Source organism: Yersinia sp. LJYL362, assembly GCF_048323875.1.
The window spans coordinates 21,061-36,567 of record NZ_JBLWEX010000285.1 but is presented as its reverse complement, the minus strand read 5'-3'; the positions used below and the strand labels follow the sequence as shown (position 1 = coordinate 36,567).

The window sequence follows — 15,507 nt, the reverse complement described above, 5'->3', positions numbered from 1 at the left end:
TAATGCGAAGTCCAAAAACTGGATGCCACTATTCTGAATCAGCGAAATTTTCTGTTTATAGTCAGTGATCGTTGCCAGCATAATATTATTTAGTCTCGCGCTTCATCGTCATTGGAAGTGTGGTATTAGCATCATAACGGCCTTTGCAATCAGCAATTCCGGTAAGAGCTTGCTTACAGACGATCTCAGGCATTTGATATTTTGAACCATCACTACACTGCGCCCTATAGCGGCTGTTAATCACCAAATTGCCCGACTTCATCAGCCCGGCGGTAATATTGGCCTGGCAGGTGACATTGTCACCGTGGGTAATTTTTACCGTGCCTTTACCATTCTTAATCTGATATTTCAGGCTCGGTGCTCTACCGGTCTGGGCGGCTTTAATATCCGGGCTGACGCGCCAGTTGCCATTAAGGAAGGCTGTTGACCCCACCTTGACCGCATCGAACGGCAGTATCAGCGCACTCTTGCTCTGTGTGGCCGTTAACTCCGGCACCGCTTGATCTACTACGACAGGTGCCGGGGGAACAATAGTGGCATGTTCTAGCGGGAGTTTTGGCTCCAGCAGCGGCTGAGTCATCTTGATAAGCGGTGTGCTGGCTTCAGGCACGGCTTTATTTTCAACAACGTTATCTTCGACAAGCGCGGGCTTAACCTCAGCAGCGGCTGAAACACTTTCCGGCATTCTGCCGCTGAATTGCACGATTAATGCGATAATTAATGCCACAACGGGCAATGCCCAGCTAAAGCGCAGCCAACGCGGTGTTTTTTTCTCTGGCAGGGAGGGCGAAGTCGGCTCTGGGAGCGGCGCTGTGGCTATTTCCGGCGCAATGTCGGCTGGCGGTGGTGGCTCGCTAATCACGGCAACCGGCGGTGTGACGGGGGCGGGGGGCGCGGCGCTCAGGGGGGAGAACGTCGGCTCAATAGCTTCAGCTGTTTGTCGTAAGCAATCGAGTGGGTCAGTTCGTGTTTTCTGGCCTTGACTGACAAATCCCCAAAAAGTCAGTACCGGTTTGCCCGCCACCAGGTAAACATGATTCGGATCGGGAAATTGCAGGGCTTTGGCCAGCAACACACCGAATAACCGCTGAGCGGCTTTATCTGATTTTTGCGCACGCTGACATAAATCATTGGCACTGGAGAGGCAGGCAGACAGTTGTTTTATCGCGGATTTGCGCTCTGTAGTGCTGGCCGCAACCCATGAGGTCACTTTACCTTCCAGAGGCGAATACCAGTCAATACGATCACCTTGCTCATTGAGCTGAGGGATAGCCAGGCAATCGGCAATCGGCTGCTGTTTCTTGAGGCGCAATGCCTCTCTAATCTGAAGTGCAGCAGCATAAACCGGTTGTCCGTTTTCGCCCAACGCCAGAATATCGTCCAAACTACCACTGCGTAAAAATGATTTCGCCACGCAAAAGAGACCTTTTCAAAGCAGAAAATAAAGTGTTATCTGCGACAGTGACTATTTTAATACCTGCGAGGGGGAATCAAACGTGGGAATAAGTGGCAAAATGGTGCTATTTCTATTTCTGCCCTGCTTTATTGAGTCAGCTAACCACCGCATTATGCGGATTGAAAGGAGATACCTTGAATCAATCACAAGCGACAACTCATCTCTCGGCCGTTGAGGCGATAGAGAAACTGGAAACGTTATACGAGGCGGCGCTAAGCGCATTGCGTGATGCGATCAGCGCCTATATTCGTGATGGGGCGTTGCCGGATGTGGGTGACCGGGCGAAGGGGCTATTTTCATATCCACAGCTGAGTGTCAGTTGGGATGGCCGATTCCGAGATCATCAACGCACGCGGGCTTACGGGCGCTTCTCACGCACCGGCCAATACAGCACTACCATCACTCGGCCCGCTTTATTCAGAGAATATCTGACGGAGCAACTGACCTTACTCGAAAGTGAGTATCATGCGGTGTTCGAAGTGACACCGTCACAACAAGAGATGCCGTATCCCTTTGTCATTGATGGCTCCGACCTGATTCTCGACCGCTCGATGACCGCAGGGCTGGCTCAGCATTTTCCGACCACCGATCTGGCTAAAATCGGCGATGGCATCACCGACGGAATTGATATTGCCGGTGCTGATTTCCCGCTATCGCACTTTGATGCGCTGCGCACCGATTTTTCATTGGCACGACTCAAACACTATACCGGCACACCGGCAGAACATATTCAGCCCTATATTCTGTTTACCAATTACAGCCGTTATGTTGATGAGTTTGTCAGTTGGGCTTGTCAGCAGATTCTGGACCCGTCCAGCCCTTATAAGGCGCTCTCTTGCGCCGGGGGGAGCTACATAACCGCTGAGAATGCCGATCCGCAGAAGACAACATCCGATTTGGCGTGGAAGAAATATCAAATGCCTGCCTATCATTTAATCGCCGAAAGTGGGCATGGCATCACACTGGTGAATATTGGCGTCGGCCCATCCAATGCCAAAACCATTTGTGACCATCTGGCGGTGATGCGGCCACACGCATGGCTGATGATCGGGCATTGTGGCGGTTTACGTGAAAGTCAGGCGATTGGCGATTATGTCTTGGCCCATGCTTATTTACGTGATGACCATGTGCTGGATGCGGTGCTGCCACCGGATATCCCGATCCCGAGTATTGCCGAAGTCCAACGGGCGCTCTATGACGCCACTAAAGCGGTGAGTGGCATGCCGGGCGTTGAAGTCAAACAACGGCTGCGTACCGGCACCGTGGTCACTTCCGACGATCGCAACTGGGAACTGCGTTTTTCTGCCTCTGCACTGCGTTTTAATCTTAGCCGTGCGGTAGCAGTTGATATGGAAAGTGCCACGATTGCTGCGCAAGGGTATCGATTCAGGGTGCCTTACGGCACATTACTGTGTGTGTCAGATAAACCGTTGCATGGCGAAATCAAGTTGCCGGGGCAGGCGAATCACTTCTATGAGGGTGCAATTTCCGAGCACTTACAGATTGGTATTCGGGCCATAGATTTGCTGCGCGCGGAGGGTGACCAACTGCATTCACGCAAATTACGTACCTTTAACGAGCCACCGTTCCGTTAATACCCCATATAATAGCGAGCAAGATATCCTGCGATATTTTGCTCGTTATTCACTCGTCACCATCTTAATAAAGTTATCGCGCACTAAATCCGCAATAGCACTATTCCAGGCGATACCCACGTGCCAACTAAGATGATTCCCACTCAGTGGCATGATATTCAGGCTTGGCGGCGCAATATGCACCACACTCTGCGGTAATAGTGCAACGCCGATCCCGGCAATCACCAACGCCAATATGGTTTGAATATCCTCAACCTCTTGCATTACCGGCGCATACCATTGGTTTGATTGTAAAAATAGGTCGATTTGCCCATTGAGTCCTCGCCCGCGTTCAGTATATAAACGCAGTAATGGCCGCTGTTTTAACCACTCATCGGCAGAATATGTTTTATCTTGCGGTGTCACTAGCACCAGGCGGTCTTCAAATAACGGATAAAAATCTAATGCCGCTGTGGGGGGAGCACGAACAAAGCCAATTTGCAGTTCGCCACGCGTTAATAATGCATATTGTTGAGCGGAGGGAATATCTTCCAACGTGATGGCAATCGCGGGGAATTGCTGTCGGAATTTTGCGATACAACGTGGTGCGCAATAGAAAGTCGACAGGCCAAACCCGATGGCGATAAACCCTTCAATTCCCTTAGCCACTCGGGCGGCAGACTGTAAAAAGAATTCAGATTGACTGACCGTTTTCTCCGCCTGCGCGAGCAATTGTTGCCCACTGGGGGTGAGTGCTGCGCCATGTCGTCCACGGGTGAACAAGTGAACATTCAGCATTGATTCCAATAAGTTAATCTGTTTGGTCAGTGCCGGTTGTGTGACGCAAAGGGCCTGGGCAGCATCCCCGTAGTTGCCTCTTTGCGCGAGCATCACAAAGGCCTTCAGCAATTTTATATTCATATTTCATTCCCATTGGTAATCAAAAAAGGAAAATCATTCATTATAAAGTTATCAATGGGGCTGCTGTAATACCAATCATAAAAATCAGCAGTGGATATCCGGGGAGGATAATATGACTGAATCAACATTGATCACCGCAGCAACAGTGCAATTCCAGCATCAGGCCAGCAATAAGCAATACAACCTATTGGTTATTGAAAAGTTTATTGAGCAAGCAGCCCTGCAAAATATCAACATATTGGCGTTCCCAGAGATGTGTATTACGGGGTATTGGCATGTGCCGAAATTGACGGCGGCACAAGTGAAGGCATTGGCTGAGCCCATCGAAAGCAGCCCATCGCTGGCCTTAGTGCGATCGTTGGCGCAGAAGCATCAAATGTTGATTGGTGTCGGCCTGATAGAGCAGGCCAATGACGGGCGACTCTATAATGCCTATGTTGCTTGTATGCCCGATGGGTCTTTGCATACTCATCGTAAATTGCATGCATTTGAACACCCCGCCATCAGTAGCGGTGATTCTTACACAGTCTTTGATACACCGTGGGGCGTTAAAGTCGGCATTCTTATCTGTTGGGATAACAATCTGGTGGAGAATGTGCGCGCCACCACCTTGCTTGGCGCTGATATCGTTTTAGCGCCACATCAAACCGGCGGAACGCATTCACGCAGCCCCTATGGTATGAAGCCCATTCCACTCGATCTCTGGGAGCAACGCGCGGAAAGAACAGCGGAAATGACCGCCGCTATTCGTGGAGTCAATGGTCGGGAATGGTTAATGCGCTGGTTACCCGCCCGCGCGCATGATAATGGCCTGTTTATTCTGTTCAGTAATGGTATTGGCGCGGATGATGATGAAGTTCGTACCGGCAATGCCATGATACTGGACCCCTATGGCCGTATCATTAATGAAACCTGGGAAGCCGCCGACGCTATGGTCTGCGCTGAATTAGACCTGTCGTTAATCCCACTGAGCACCGGACGGCGCTGGATTTATGGCCGTCGGCCTGAAATGTATTCTATTTTAACTCAACGGCAGGGTTATGAGCGCGATGCTATTTCAGCACGTTTCTCTGAAGATATTCCTGTCGTGAAAAAGCCATAAACTCACCAACAGTAGGGGGCTGGGCAACCCGCCTACCGACGAACGCCCGTACCAATACTGATACTCGATATGCCGCTTGAGCCGCCACTCACCCCAACATGACCCGTATTGGCACAGGCGACGAGTAATAGCGTGAGCATCACGAGGGTTAATGTTTTCATTTGAAGCCCTTGGTTAGATAAATATTAGCAATTCAGACTGCTGACAAAGCCAACTGAAGGGGAATCGTGCCGTTGGGGTCGTAGTGGCGTAAGCCACCGGAGTGCCCCTAGGTGCGGTAAACCCTTCACTCACCGAGCTATCAGCAACTCGTAACTATGTCATTAATCTCAGCTTGCATCATATCATTCAGTATATAACTAAAGCGTATGAGAATCGGCGGTTTAATTTTGCTGACAGCGGAATAGGTCGTCTTGCCAACGATATACAGCGCGAATGTATAGTTGCAACAGGCTTATTCAACCTGATTGGTGACAGTATCTGTTTAATAATCAGATCAATAGTTTCACTCCCAATCAAGAGAATCGCTGATGCATTTTACTCAAGCTATTGCCAGACGTCCTGCTGATACCTGCGGCAGCGGCCAAACAACCTCCCAATTGGGTGCACCCGATATTGCTGCCACTGGTCAACAATTTCTGGCTTATGTCGATACCTTGCTGCAACTTGGCTTGAAAGTGACCCTTTTACCAGCGGCTCCGGCCTTCCCCGATGCCCACTTTGTCGAAGATACGGCGGTGGTGATGCCCGAGCTGGCGGTGATAACTCACCCCGGTGCGCCAAGTCGCCAAGGCGAAGTGGACACCATTGCGCCACTGTTCACCGATCGCCCGGTTTTTCGCATGAGTCATCAGGGGCATCTTGATGGTGGTGATGTGTTATTAGTCGATAAACAGTTCTTTATCGGGCTGACGTCGCGCACCGATGAAGCTGGCATTCGCGAGTTTTCCTCTGCGGTGGGGCGCTATGGTTATCAAGTGACCGCCATTGAAGTGAGCGCCGGGCTGCACCTGAAATCCATTGTGAACTACGTGGGCCGCAACACCTTATTGCTAACTGAAGATTACCAACAGCATCCTGCCTTTGCCGGCTTTCATACTATTGTGATTTCCGACGCGGAATCTTACGCCGGTAATACCTTATGGATCAATGATACGCTGATTACTCCGCAAGGTTATCCTGATACCTTGGCTCAAATTGAAAAACTGGGGATGCCCATCGTTCAACTTGATACCAGTGAATTTAAAAAAATGGATGGCGGCTTAACCTGCCTCTCACTTCGTTTCTAATCTTTGCCAACACCGGGATTTTAATAATGAAAAAGACATTCGCTGCATTATTGACTGGCTTGATACTTTCCGCTCCCGTGGCGGCTCAAACTATAGAAACGATCAGTTTTGGTGTGGATGGCGGATATCCGCCGTTTGATGTGCTGGCCCCCAGCGGCGAGATCACCGGTTTTGATATTGATATCGCAAATGCCTTGTGTGACAACTTGCATGCTAAGTGTGTGTTCGTCAAACAACCTTTTGAAAGCATGATTGCGGCGCTGAATGCACGTAAGTTCGATGCCATTATTGCGTCGCTGAGTATTACTGATGAGCGCAAAAAAGAAGTCGATTTCACCGATCGCTATTACCGCAGTGCCGCGCAATTAGTGGCGCGCAAAGGCAGCCCATTGTCACCTGAGGTTGCCAGCCTGAAAGGGAAAACCGTCGGGGTCCAGACCGGATCTATCCATGAAACTTATGCCAAAAAACATTGGGGTGGGCAGGGGGTCAAGATTGTCTCTTATGCCAATCAGGATAATGTCTATCTCGACTTGTTGTCAGGGCGGATCAACGCCTCGCTACAAGATAATATTCAGGCCGCCAGTAGCTTTATTGATACGCCACGCGGGCAGAAATTTGCTTTTGCCGGGCCGGTTATTCAAGACGAAACTATCTCATCGGATGTCGGTATCGCCGTCGGCAAAGATAATCCGGCCTTGCGCGATGCGCTTAATGGGGCCATAAAAGCGATTCGTGCTGATGGCACTTATGATGCCATTCAGAAAAAGTATTTTAGTTTCGATATTTACGGTGAATGATTGTTTGCCGTGACCTTTGCCACAACCGGGCTCTGACACACAAGCCCGTTTGTCGTTTGTTAGCCTCGGGAGGTCAATAATGGTTGCAGACTATTTGCCGTTACTGGCACAGGGGGCGGGGTTATCACTGTGTGTGATGTTGCTTTCGCTGGCGGTCGCACTCGCGCTCGGCCTGATCAATGCAGTTATCAAGCTGTTTGGTCCGCGCTGGTTACGTTGGGTCTCCACTGGCTACACCACCTTAGTGCGCGGTATTCCGGAATTGGTGATTATGCTGCTGCTCTTTTTTGGCGGCGAAATGCTGGTGAATGGTTTTCTCGGCTTGCTGGGATTGGGGCCGGTTCGCTTCAATACGTTTATTTCCGGGGTACTGGCCATCGGCATTGTCTTTGGGGCGTATTACACCGAAACCTTCCGTGGCGCTTTTCAAACCGTCGATCGCGGTCAGTTAGAAGCCGCGATGGCTTACGGCATGCGCCCCGGTCAAGTGTTTCGGCGGATTATGCTGCCGCAAATGCTCAGTTTTGCCATTCCCGGCATCAATAATAACTGGCTCGGTTTAATGAAAGCCTCTGCTTTGATCTCAATTTTGGGATTGGAAGACATGGTGTGGCTGGCCGAACAGGCCGGGCGCGCAACACAGAAGCCTTTCCTGTTCTACTTCCTGGTGGCGTTGATTTATATGGTTATTACTGCGCTGTCCAGTTGGGGCTTTAGCCTGTTGGCACGGCGTTACGCGCTATCGACCTCCACTGCGGCGAGGGCGCGCTAATGAATCTGCAAACGCTCATCGAAGCAGTGCCGACATTCCTGTACAGCGACGGTTCGGATATGACCGGCCTGGCGGTGACCGCAAAATTGTTTTTACTGTCCGTGGTGCCCGGTTTACTGCTGGCGCTAGTGATGGCGGTTGGGCAGGCCTTTGGTCCACGCCCGCTGGCCTGGCTGATTCGCAGTGTGACTTATTTCTTTCGTAGTACGCCGCTCTACCTGCAACTCATGCTTATTTACTATGGCCTGTCGCAGTTTGATATTGTGCAATTGGGCTGGCAGGACGACCAACCTTTTTGGCTGCTGTTCCGTGATGCCACTTTCTGCGCCACACTGGCGTTGGTGCTCAATACCAGTGCTTATGTTGCGGAGCTATTGGCGGGCATGATGGTGACTTTTCCGCGCCAGGAGTGGGTGGCTGGCGAGGCGTTCGGTATGAGTCAGTGGCAAATCATTCGGCGTTTGGTATTACCGGCCACCTTACGGCGGGGAATTCCGGCGTTGAATAACGAAATGGTGTTCTTGCTGCATGCCACCTCTCTGGCCAGCACCGTCACCTTGCTCGATATTACCGGCGTGGCGCGGGCTTTCTATGCCGCCACTTATTCGCCGTTTATTCCGTTTCTGATGGCCGCAGCGCTTTACTTGCTGTGTACCTTTATGTTGATTTTCATGTTTTCACGCGCGGAACGGCGCTGGTTGGCCTTTGCCCGCCACGAGTGAATCCGGCGGGCAACGTGGTTTTAAGTAGGTTGAATAGCTTTAAGTAGATTGAATAGCTTTAAGCAGGTTTAATAGTTTTAAGCACGTTTAATGGCTTGTAACTCAGTGATGGTGACGATTTTATCGACGCGGAATTTTTTGCTGGTGAGCCAGGTGTCGGCCAGTAGCCGATAGTGTTCCATGTTGCGACAACCAATGCGCAGCAGGAAATCAAAGCTCCCGCCGACCAACCAGCAATCCAGCACTTCGGGCGTTTTACAAACTTCTTGCTCGAAGGCGGCTTGAGAGTGCCCATGGTCGGCCAAGGCAATTTGTGCTTGGATAACAAAGGCATGCTCGGGTTCCGGCAGCTCAATAATCGCACTGTAGCCCCGGATAATACCGGCGCGTTCCAGCAACCGAACGCGCTCCAAACAGGGGCGGGCGGTCAAATTGACCTGCTCGGACAACTTCTGATAAGAAATGCGGCCATCCTGGCTCAGGATTTCAAGGATTTTTTTGTCAATTCGGTCAAGCCGGGGTTTCTTTTCCACAGATAGGACGTCCAATGAAAATCAATAATCATACGTTACCTGAACATGCCCTGAGTGGGCAGCGTCAATTAACCAGTTTTCATTTCGGCCAGCCGGGTGTGGGCGAGAAAATCTACCTACAGGCAGGCCTACATGCCGATGAACTGCCCGGAATGCTGGTATTACATTATCTTAAAAGATTACTGAGTCAGGCGGAACGGCGCGGAGAAATTCAGAGTGAAATAATTATTGTGCCCATCGCTAACCCTGTCGGTATGGCACAAGTGCTGCTAAACAGTGGAATAGGCCGTTTTGATTTGGTCAGCGGTCGCAATTTTAATCGTGATTTCCCCAACCTGGCCCCATTAGCTTATTTACGATTAAGCGCGGGTGTATTAAGCGAAAAAGAGAACCTGCGGCAACAGATACGCCGTGCCATGGTGGCGGCATTGCACGATTTACCGGCGCGCAGTGAAGTCGATGCCTTGCGCCAACATCTGCTCACGCTGGCCTGTGACGCGGATTTAGTGCTGGACTTGCATTGCGACGACAGCGCTATTTTGCATCTGTATGCAGATCCAGCCTGGCGAGAATCAGTGGATGTTCTCGCGCGTTTTTTGCATATCGACACCGTGCTACTTTCACAAGACAGCGGCGGCGGGTCGTTTGATGAGGCCTGCGGCTTGCCGTGGCACCGCCTAACCGCACATTACCCCGAGCTGGTACCCGCTTGTATGGCGGTGACCGTTGAATTGCGCGGGCAACAGGATGTCAGTCACCCGCTGGCCAGTGCCGATGCCGAGCGTATTTATCAATATTTACAACATCGTGGCGCGATTGCTGGGATGGCTCCGGATATTCCACAGCGAGAGGTGGCGATGTTGCCTTTTTCCGCCGGGGAAATCGTCAATGCACCGGCCAGCGGTCTGCTGTTGCTATTGCGCCAGCCGGGTGAATGGGTCGGCAAAGATGACGTGGTAGCTGAAATCATTGACCCGATAACTGATACGGTCAAAGCGGTGCGGGCCAAAGCGGGGGGGATCATCTATGCCAGCAGGCGTGCTCCGTTTGTCACTTTAGGTGCTGAGGTGATGAAGATTGCGGGGAAAACCCCCTACGCCGGTGGCGGGGGGGTTGCATCCTAAGGGTTAAAGGCTTAACTCACGTAGCAGTGAAAATGCCTGTTGGGTCTGCTCCTCACTGACCACAAAAGCGCGTAACTGATGTTGGCTGTCAGTTGCGCGGGCGGTTATTCCTTGTGACGTTAAATTTATGTCCCAGTTGAGATCACGGCGCTGGGTTTCGCCCGCGAAATATAACGGCAAATCTGGCGTTTTGACTTTGACCAGCATCGCTGGCAGCGTAAGGTCATGCGCCCCACCCAACAGATTTTTCGCGAGAGTCAGGGCACTGACCAGAATGGGCTGCAAGAAGGGCAACACTTTCCCGCCAATTTCAGCGCAATCGCCAATAGCAAAGATATCGGGGTCCGAGGTTTGCAACTGTTGGTTTACCTTGATACCGCGCCCGATATCCAGCCCCGCCGCCGCCGCAACGGCAGTTTCCGGCTGTAATCCCATTGCTGCAATCACCGCATCAACGCTATAGCGCTGGCCGCAATCGAGTATCACGCGCAGCCCATCCGCCACTTTCTCAATGCTATTCAGTTGATTATTAAAGGCCAGAGTGATGCCCATCAGGCTGAAGCTATGCTGTAAACGGCTGCTGATTTCCACCGGCAAAACCGAGGCCAACAGACTGTGGGCTTTATCCAGCAAAATGACGCTTTTACCCGCGCGCTGTAAGTCCATCGCCAGCTCTGCACCGATTAAACCGCCGCCTAATACCAAAATACGGCGGGCTTTTTGTAATGTTTCTTGATGCAATCGGTACTCATTTTGGCTGTTAAATGTGCAGATCAACGTATTGCCTGCAATGGGTGGCAGCATTGCTGTGGCACCGGTTGCTAAGACCAGTTTGTGATATTGAAACACCTGCTCACCACACAACACCTGTTTATTCTGCCGCTGAATGGCAGTGACGCGGGTTCCGGTGTGCAGGGTTAGGCTATTTTCCTGCGCAAATTGTTCAGCGGACATCCGAGTCAGGTCGTCAGCACTTTGCTGGCGACTGAAAACATGACTCAAATCCGGTTTGTTATAATCAACACCACTATCAGCAGCAATCATATTGATGGCTACCTGAGCGTCGAGTTTGCGGATGTTTTTCACCACCTGACGGGCAGCAAACCCGGAACCGACAATCACAATGTTCTCAACCATAACCGCCTCTCTTAAAGTGGATCGAACACAGATTTGCCTAACCCACATTCCGGGCAGAGGAAGAAGTCCGGCACATCATCCCAGCACGTTCCTGGCTTAACATCTTGCAGTGGCTCACCCAGTGCCGGGTCATATATCCACTGGCAGACACTGCATTGCATTGAAATCCCCAGTAACACCGGAGTGCTAGAGGTATTCTCTTTATTGATAAAAGGGGTTTCAGCAATAAGTGCTGCGCGGCTATTCAGTGGGTGTAAGGCCCATTCGCGGGCAATCTTGCGCCCATGTTCGCGGCATTCGTCCAGCCCATCGCTGTCTGGTCGCCATTTCATTTTAAGTGAGAGGGAAATATCAAATCCGGCATCCATCAGGCGGGTTTGAATCCGGTCAACCGCGCCCCCCGTCCAACCAAAACTGCCAAAAGCGGCCGCCTTTTTATTACGAAAACGCAGCCCGGTCAGTTCTTCAAGCATGCCGGCTATTTTGGGCATCATCACATTGTTCATGGTGGAGGAGCCAACCAATACCCCTTTTGAGCGGAATACCTGTGTCAGTATTTCATTCTTATCGTGGCGCGCAATATTGTAGATTTTCACGGCAACAGCGGGGTCGGTGTCATGAATCCCCTGAGCAATGGCGTCGGCCATCATGCGGGTGTTGTTTGACATGGTGTCATAGAAAATGGTGATGCGATCTTCTTGGTAATCACCGGCCCATTCCAGGTATTTCGCCACAATTTGGGTGGGATTATCCCGCCACACCACGCCATGAGAAGTGGCAATCATTGATACCGGCAGGTTGAAGCCAAGGATTTCGTTGATTTTGGGTGTGACTAAGCGGCTGAAAGGCGTCAAAATATTGGCATAATAGCGAGCACATTGCTCATACAGCTCAATCTGGTCCACTTCATCATTAAACAAATGCTCGTCACAATAGTGCTGACCAAACGCATCATTACTGAAAAGCACTGCGTCGCCGGTGAGGTAAGTCATCATGCTGTCAGGCCAGTGCAGCATCGGTGTTTCAACAAAAATCAGTTGCTTACCATTGCCAATATCCAGTGAGTCACCCGTTTTGACGGTGATGAAATTCCATTCAGGATGATGGTGATGCCCGTTAATCGAATCGATAGCATTGGTGGTGCAATAAATCGGGATGTGGGGGATGCGCGCCATTAACTCGGTTAATGCCCCGGCATGGTCCTCTTCAGCATGGTTAATAATAATATAATCGAGCGTATTCAGATCAATTTCCCGCGCTAAGTTAGCTACAAAATCGCGGCTGAACTTCTGATCGACGGTATCAATCAGCACGTTTTTTCCTTCGCGGATCAAATAGCTGTTGTAGCTCGTCCCCTTAAGGGTTTTATATTCGGTACCATGGAAATCGCGCACTTCCCAATCACGCTGCCCAACCCATTGAATATTATTTTTAACCTGAATGGCCATGAACCGTTCCTTACTAAAGTGAATGAATAACCTCACTGTAGATAGCAAAGGGCGTGCCAGTATTTATCTATTTGATTTTAATGGTTTAAAATTTAAATATTGTCATTATGACACCATTGGACTATTGTCATAAAGACTATTACTGTGTCGGAATGACAAAACATGAGTTTATCCATTCAGTCGCTCGCGCAAATAGCGATTGAGTTACAAAGCGGTTTATCTGGCCAAAACCGTTTTCAAATATTAATCAGCAGCTTACGGCAATTACTGCAATGTGATGCGTCGGCACTGCTGCGCTACGAACACCAACTGTTTCGCCCACTGGCGATTGATGGTTTATCCCCTGATGTGCTGGGGCGACGTTTTTCGCTGTCATCTCATCCTCGACTGGAAGCCATTGCTCGTGCGGGCAATGTGGTGCGTTTCCCCACCGATAGCCATCTTCCTGACCCCTACGACGGCCTGATCCCAGGGCACGATGAACTTAAAGTTCATGCCTGCATTGGTTTACCTTTATTTGCCGATCAAGAACTTATCGGGGCGCTGACTTTCGACAGTATGAATCCCGCCCAATTTGACAGGTTTAGCGATGAAGAGCTGAAACTGATTGGTGTATTGGCCGCTTCGGCCCTTAATAATGCGCTGTTAGTGGATGTTTTAGAGAAACAAGCAGTACCCACGGTGAGTTCTTTAAATATTCATAAACAGGCCGCGACACATTCAGAAGATGAAATGATTGGCCTTTCACCGTTGATATTGCAACTTAAGCATGAAATCGGTGTGGTTGCGGGGTCAGAGCTGAATGTGCTGATTACCGGCGAAACCGGGGTCGGGAAGGAGTTAGTGGCCAAGGCCATTCACCATTTATCGCCCCGGGCGACGAAACCGCTTATCTATTTAAACTGCGCGGCATTGCCAGAAAATGTGGCTGAAAGCGAATTGTTTGGCCATGTTAAGGGCGCGTTCACCGGGGCAATACATGACAGAACCGGCAAATTTGAAATTGCTGATAATGGAACACTTTTTCTCGATGAAATTGGCGAGCTTTCTTTGGTGCTTCAGGCCAAATTGCTGCGCGTTATCCAATATGGTGACCTGCAAAGAGTGGGCGATGACAGTACCAAACAGGTCAATGTGCGTATCGTTGCGGCCACCAACTGTGACTTGAAACAAGCCGTCATCGACGGGCGTTTTCGCGTGGATTTGTTCCATCGATTGAGTGTCTTCCCGCTGCATGTTCCTCCGTTGAGAGAAAGAAAAGGGGATATCATTCTGCTGGCGGGATTTTTTGTTGAGCAAATCAGAAAGAAATTAGCTATCAAGCAATTAGGCATTCCGCCAGAAACATTAACTATGCTCGAACATTACCGTTGGCCGGGGAATGTTCGTGAGTTGGAACATGCTATTTATCGTGCTGCGGTATTAGCTCGCGCTTCACAGCATGCCTCAGAGTCATATTATTTGACGCCTGAGCTATTTAATATTGCCGCCGCCGTGACACCGCGTGTTACGCCCGATATATTCAGCGAAAATCAAACGATGGCGACGCAAAATTTACAATCTGCCACTCGTGATTTTCAGCGGCAATGGATTACCCAAGTGTTAAAGGCAAACGGGATGAATTGGTCGGCCTGTGCGCGCGCGCTTGAGCTTGATACCGGCAACCTGCACCGCCTCGCCAAGCGGTTGGGCATCAAACCATCGGGCTAAGTCAACGCCCTCAAACCCCGTAAAATAGGGCTTGAGGGGGATTTATATTACTTTATCAGTCGGTCAAAATCGGATGCATCATGACGTTCAGCCAGCTGTTCTTCTGGTACGCCCCAGGTTTTATTGACGATACGGCCGCGCTGGACAGCAGGGCGCTTGGCAATGGTTTCGGTCCAACGTATCAGGTGAGTATAAGATTTCACATCCAGGAATTCACCCGCTTCATATTGCAAGCCCAGTACCAAATTGCCATACCACGGCCATATAGCCATATCCGCAATGGAATACTCATCACCGGCGATATATTCATGAGTCGCCAGCTGTGTATTGAGTAAATCGAGCTGGCGCTTAGCTTCCATCGTGAAACGGTCGATGGCGTATTCAATTTTCACTGGCGCATAGTGATAAAAATGGCCGAAACCGCCGCCCAAATAAGGGGCCGCGCCCTGTAGCCAGAACAGCCAATTGAGCGCTTCGGTTCTTGCCGCCAGGGATTTTGGTAAGAAATGACCGAATTTATCCGCCAAATAAAGCAAAATAGCACCAGACTCAAAAACCCTGATCGGCGGGGTGGTTGAATGGTCCATCAGCGCCGGGATCTTTGAGTTTGGGTTGACGGCAACAAAACCACTTGAGAACTGATCACCTTCACCGATACGAATCAGATGGGCATCATATTCCGCGCCTTTCTCGCCCAAGGCCAACAACTCCTCCAGCAGAATAGTCACCTTCTGACCATTCGGTGTCCCCATGGAATACAGCTGCAATGGATGTTTACCCACCGGCAGGGTAGCTTCATGTCTGGCTCCTGCCGTCGGGCGATTGATCTTCGACCATATCCCGCCGCTAGCATTATTTTCTGTCCAGACTTTCGGTGGCTGATATTCGTTATCTTTCATCATGGATGGCCTTTTTGCGA

General features: G+C 50.4%; 16 protein-coding genes. 8 read left to right on the top strand and 8 right to left on the bottom strand.

Features of this window, described 5'->3' with window-relative positions; translation table 11 throughout:
* A partial coding sequence (locus ACNSO8_RS19270) for a virulence factor SrfB (protein WP_418395531.1) occupies nucleotides 1-81 on the bottom strand: 81 nt, incomplete at its 3' end.
* 4 nt (nucleotides 82-85) lie between these two features.
* A complete protein-coding gene (locus ACNSO8_RS19265) occupies nucleotides 86-1,414 on the bottom strand; it encodes an SrfA family protein (RefSeq protein ID WP_418395559.1) in 1,329 nt (442 codons plus the stop codon).
* A 176-nt stretch (nucleotides 1,415-1,590) separates the two neighbouring features.
* Between ACNSO8_RS19265 and ACNSO8_RS19260 the strand changes: the two genes are divergently transcribed.
* Entirely contained in the window at nucleotides 1,591-3,051 is a 1,461-nt protein-coding gene (locus ACNSO8_RS19260) for an AMP nucleosidase (protein ID WP_418395558.1), read from the top strand.
* A gap of 45 nt (nucleotides 3,052-3,096) precedes the next feature.
* Here the strand turns inward: ACNSO8_RS19260 and ACNSO8_RS19255 are convergent, their stop codons facing one another.
* Nucleotides 3,097-3,951 carry a LysR family transcriptional regulator gene (locus ACNSO8_RS19255; RefSeq protein WP_418395557.1) on the bottom strand — a complete coding sequence of 285 codons (855 nt, stop codon included), beginning with the start codon at nucleotides 3,949-3,951 and terminating at the stop codon, nucleotides 3,097-3,099.
* Between the two features lie 112 nt (nucleotides 3,952-4,063).
* On the opposite strand from ACNSO8_RS19255, the gene ACNSO8_RS19250 reads away from it, so the two are divergent.
* The gene (locus ACNSO8_RS19250; protein WP_418395556.1) at nucleotides 4,064-5,053 is read left to right on the top strand and encodes a nitrilase family protein; all 990 of its coding nucleotides are present in this window, start codon (nucleotides 4,064-4,066) and stop codon (nucleotides 5,051-5,053) included.
* Nucleotides 5,054-5,085: 32 nt separating this feature from the next.
* On the opposite strand, the gene ACNSO8_RS19245 is transcribed toward ACNSO8_RS19250, so the two are convergent.
* Nucleotides 5,086-5,214, bottom strand: coding sequence for a hypothetical protein (locus ACNSO8_RS19245; protein WP_258018744.1), 129 nt, complete (start codon nucleotides 5,212-5,214; stop codon nucleotides 5,086-5,088).
* A gap of 369 nt (nucleotides 5,215-5,583) precedes the next feature.
* On the opposite strand from ACNSO8_RS19245, the gene ACNSO8_RS19240 reads away from it, so the two are divergent.
* The 4 genes from ACNSO8_RS19240 (at nucleotide 5,584) to ACNSO8_RS19225 (ending at nucleotide 8,636) form a co-directional block, all read left to right on the top strand.
* Nucleotides 5,584-6,342 carry a dimethylarginine dimethylaminohydrolase family protein gene (locus ACNSO8_RS19240; protein WP_418395555.1) on the top strand — a complete coding sequence of 253 codons (759 nt, stop codon included), beginning with the start codon at nucleotides 5,584-5,586 and terminating at the stop codon, nucleotides 6,340-6,342.
* 26 nt (nucleotides 6,343-6,368) lie between these two features.
* Nucleotides 6,369-7,142: an ABC transporter substrate-binding protein gene (locus tag ACNSO8_RS19235; protein WP_418395554.1), complete on the top strand. Its 774-nt coding sequence runs from the start codon at nucleotides 6,369-6,371 to the stop codon at nucleotides 7,140-7,142.
* A gap of 79 nt (nucleotides 7,143-7,221) precedes the next feature.
* The gene (locus tag ACNSO8_RS19230) at nucleotides 7,222-7,914 is read left to right on the top strand and encodes an ABC transporter permease (protein WP_418395553.1); all 693 of its coding nucleotides are present in this window, start codon (nucleotides 7,222-7,224) and stop codon (nucleotides 7,912-7,914) included.
* Nucleotides 7,914-8,636, top strand: a complete 723-nt coding sequence (locus ACNSO8_RS19225) for an ABC transporter permease (protein ID WP_418395552.1) — start codon at nucleotides 7,914-7,916, stop codon at nucleotides 8,634-8,636. Before ACNSO8_RS19230 ends, ACNSO8_RS19225 begins: the two co-directional genes overlap by 1 nt.
* 77 nt (nucleotides 8,637-8,713) lie before the next feature.
* On the opposite strand, the gene ACNSO8_RS19220 is transcribed toward ACNSO8_RS19225, so the two are convergent.
* Nucleotides 8,714-9,169, bottom strand: coding sequence for an Lrp/AsnC family transcriptional regulator (locus ACNSO8_RS19220; protein WP_418395551.1), 456 nt, complete (start codon nucleotides 9,167-9,169; stop codon nucleotides 8,714-8,716).
* A gap of 14 nt (nucleotides 9,170-9,183) precedes the next feature.
* On the opposite strand from ACNSO8_RS19220, the gene ACNSO8_RS19215 reads away from it, so the two are divergent.
* A complete protein-coding gene (locus ACNSO8_RS19215) occupies nucleotides 9,184-10,293 on the top strand; it encodes a succinylglutamate desuccinylase/aspartoacylase family protein (RefSeq protein WP_418395550.1) in 1,110 nt (369 codons plus the stop codon).
* A 3-nt stretch (nucleotides 10,294-10,296) separates the two neighbouring features.
* Here the strand turns inward: ACNSO8_RS19215 and norW are convergent, their stop codons facing one another.
* A complete protein-coding gene (gene norW, locus ACNSO8_RS19210; RefSeq protein WP_418395549.1) occupies nucleotides 10,297-11,430 on the bottom strand; it encodes an NADH:flavorubredoxin reductase NorW in 1,134 nt (377 codons plus the stop codon).
* Between the two features lie 11 nt (nucleotides 11,431-11,441).
* Entirely contained in the window at nucleotides 11,442-12,878 is a 1,437-nt protein-coding gene (gene norV / locus ACNSO8_RS19205) for an anaerobic nitric oxide reductase flavorubredoxin (RefSeq protein ID WP_418395548.1), read from the bottom strand.
* A gap of 162 nt (nucleotides 12,879-13,040) precedes the next feature.
* On the opposite strand from norV, the gene norR reads away from it, so the two are divergent.
* The gene (norR, locus tag ACNSO8_RS19200; RefSeq protein WP_418395547.1) at nucleotides 13,041-14,588 is read left to right on the top strand and encodes a nitric oxide reductase transcriptional regulator NorR; all 1,548 of its coding nucleotides are present in this window, start codon (nucleotides 13,041-13,043) and stop codon (nucleotides 14,586-14,588) included.
* Between the two features lie 47 nt (nucleotides 14,589-14,635).
* On the opposite strand, the gene yghU is transcribed toward norR, so the two are convergent.
* Complete coding sequence (gene yghU / locus ACNSO8_RS19195) at nucleotides 14,636-15,487, bottom strand: glutathione-dependent disulfide-bond oxidoreductase (RefSeq protein ID WP_418395561.1); 852 nt, start codon at nucleotides 15,485-15,487, stop codon at nucleotides 14,636-14,638.
* Nucleotides 15,488-15,507: the final 20 nt, after the last annotated feature.

What these genes read in the sequence shown, in the direction of transcription:
- norW (WP_418395549.1), bottom strand. Translation starts at nt 11,430, where the DNA reads ATGGTTGAGAACATTGTGATTGTCGGTTCCGGGTTTGCTGCCCGTCAG.
- yghU (WP_418395561.1), bottom strand. Translation starts at nt 15,487, where the DNA reads ATGAAAGATAACGAATATCAGCCACCGAAAGTCTGGACAGAAAATAAT.
- ACNSO8_RS19215 (WP_418395550.1), top strand. Translation starts at nt 9,184, where the DNA reads ATGAAAATCAATAATCATACGTTACCTGAACATGCCCTGAGTGGGCAG.
- ACNSO8_RS19225 (WP_418395552.1), top strand. Translation starts at nt 7,914, where the DNA reads ATGAATCTGCAAACGCTCATCGAAGCAGTGCCGACATTCCTGTACAGC.
- norR (WP_418395547.1), top strand. Translation starts at nt 13,041, where the DNA reads ATGAGTTTATCCATTCAGTCGCTCGCGCAAATAGCGATTGAGTTACAA.
- ACNSO8_RS19240 (WP_418395555.1), top strand. Translation starts at nt 5,584, where the DNA reads ATGCATTTTACTCAAGCTATTGCCAGACGTCCTGCTGATACCTGCGGC.
- ACNSO8_RS19235 (WP_418395554.1), top strand. Translation starts at nt 6,369, where the DNA reads ATGAAAAAGACATTCGCTGCATTATTGACTGGCTTGATACTTTCCGCT.
- ACNSO8_RS19250 (WP_418395556.1), top strand. Translation starts at nt 4,064, where the DNA reads ATGACTGAATCAACATTGATCACCGCAGCAACAGTGCAATTCCAGCAT.
- ACNSO8_RS19255 (WP_418395557.1), bottom strand. Translation starts at nt 3,951, where the DNA reads ATGAATATAAAATTGCTGAAGGCCTTTGTGATGCTCGCGCAAAGAGGC.
- ACNSO8_RS19245 (WP_258018744.1), bottom strand. Translation starts at nt 5,214, where the DNA reads ATGAAAACATTAACCCTCGTGATGCTCACGCTATTACTCGTCGCCTGT.
- ACNSO8_RS19230 (WP_418395553.1), top strand. Translation starts at nt 7,222, where the DNA reads ATGGTTGCAGACTATTTGCCGTTACTGGCACAGGGGGCGGGGTTATCA.
- norV (WP_418395548.1), bottom strand. Translation starts at nt 12,878, where the DNA reads ATGGCCATTCAGGTTAAAAATAATATTCAATGGGTTGGGCAGCGTGAT.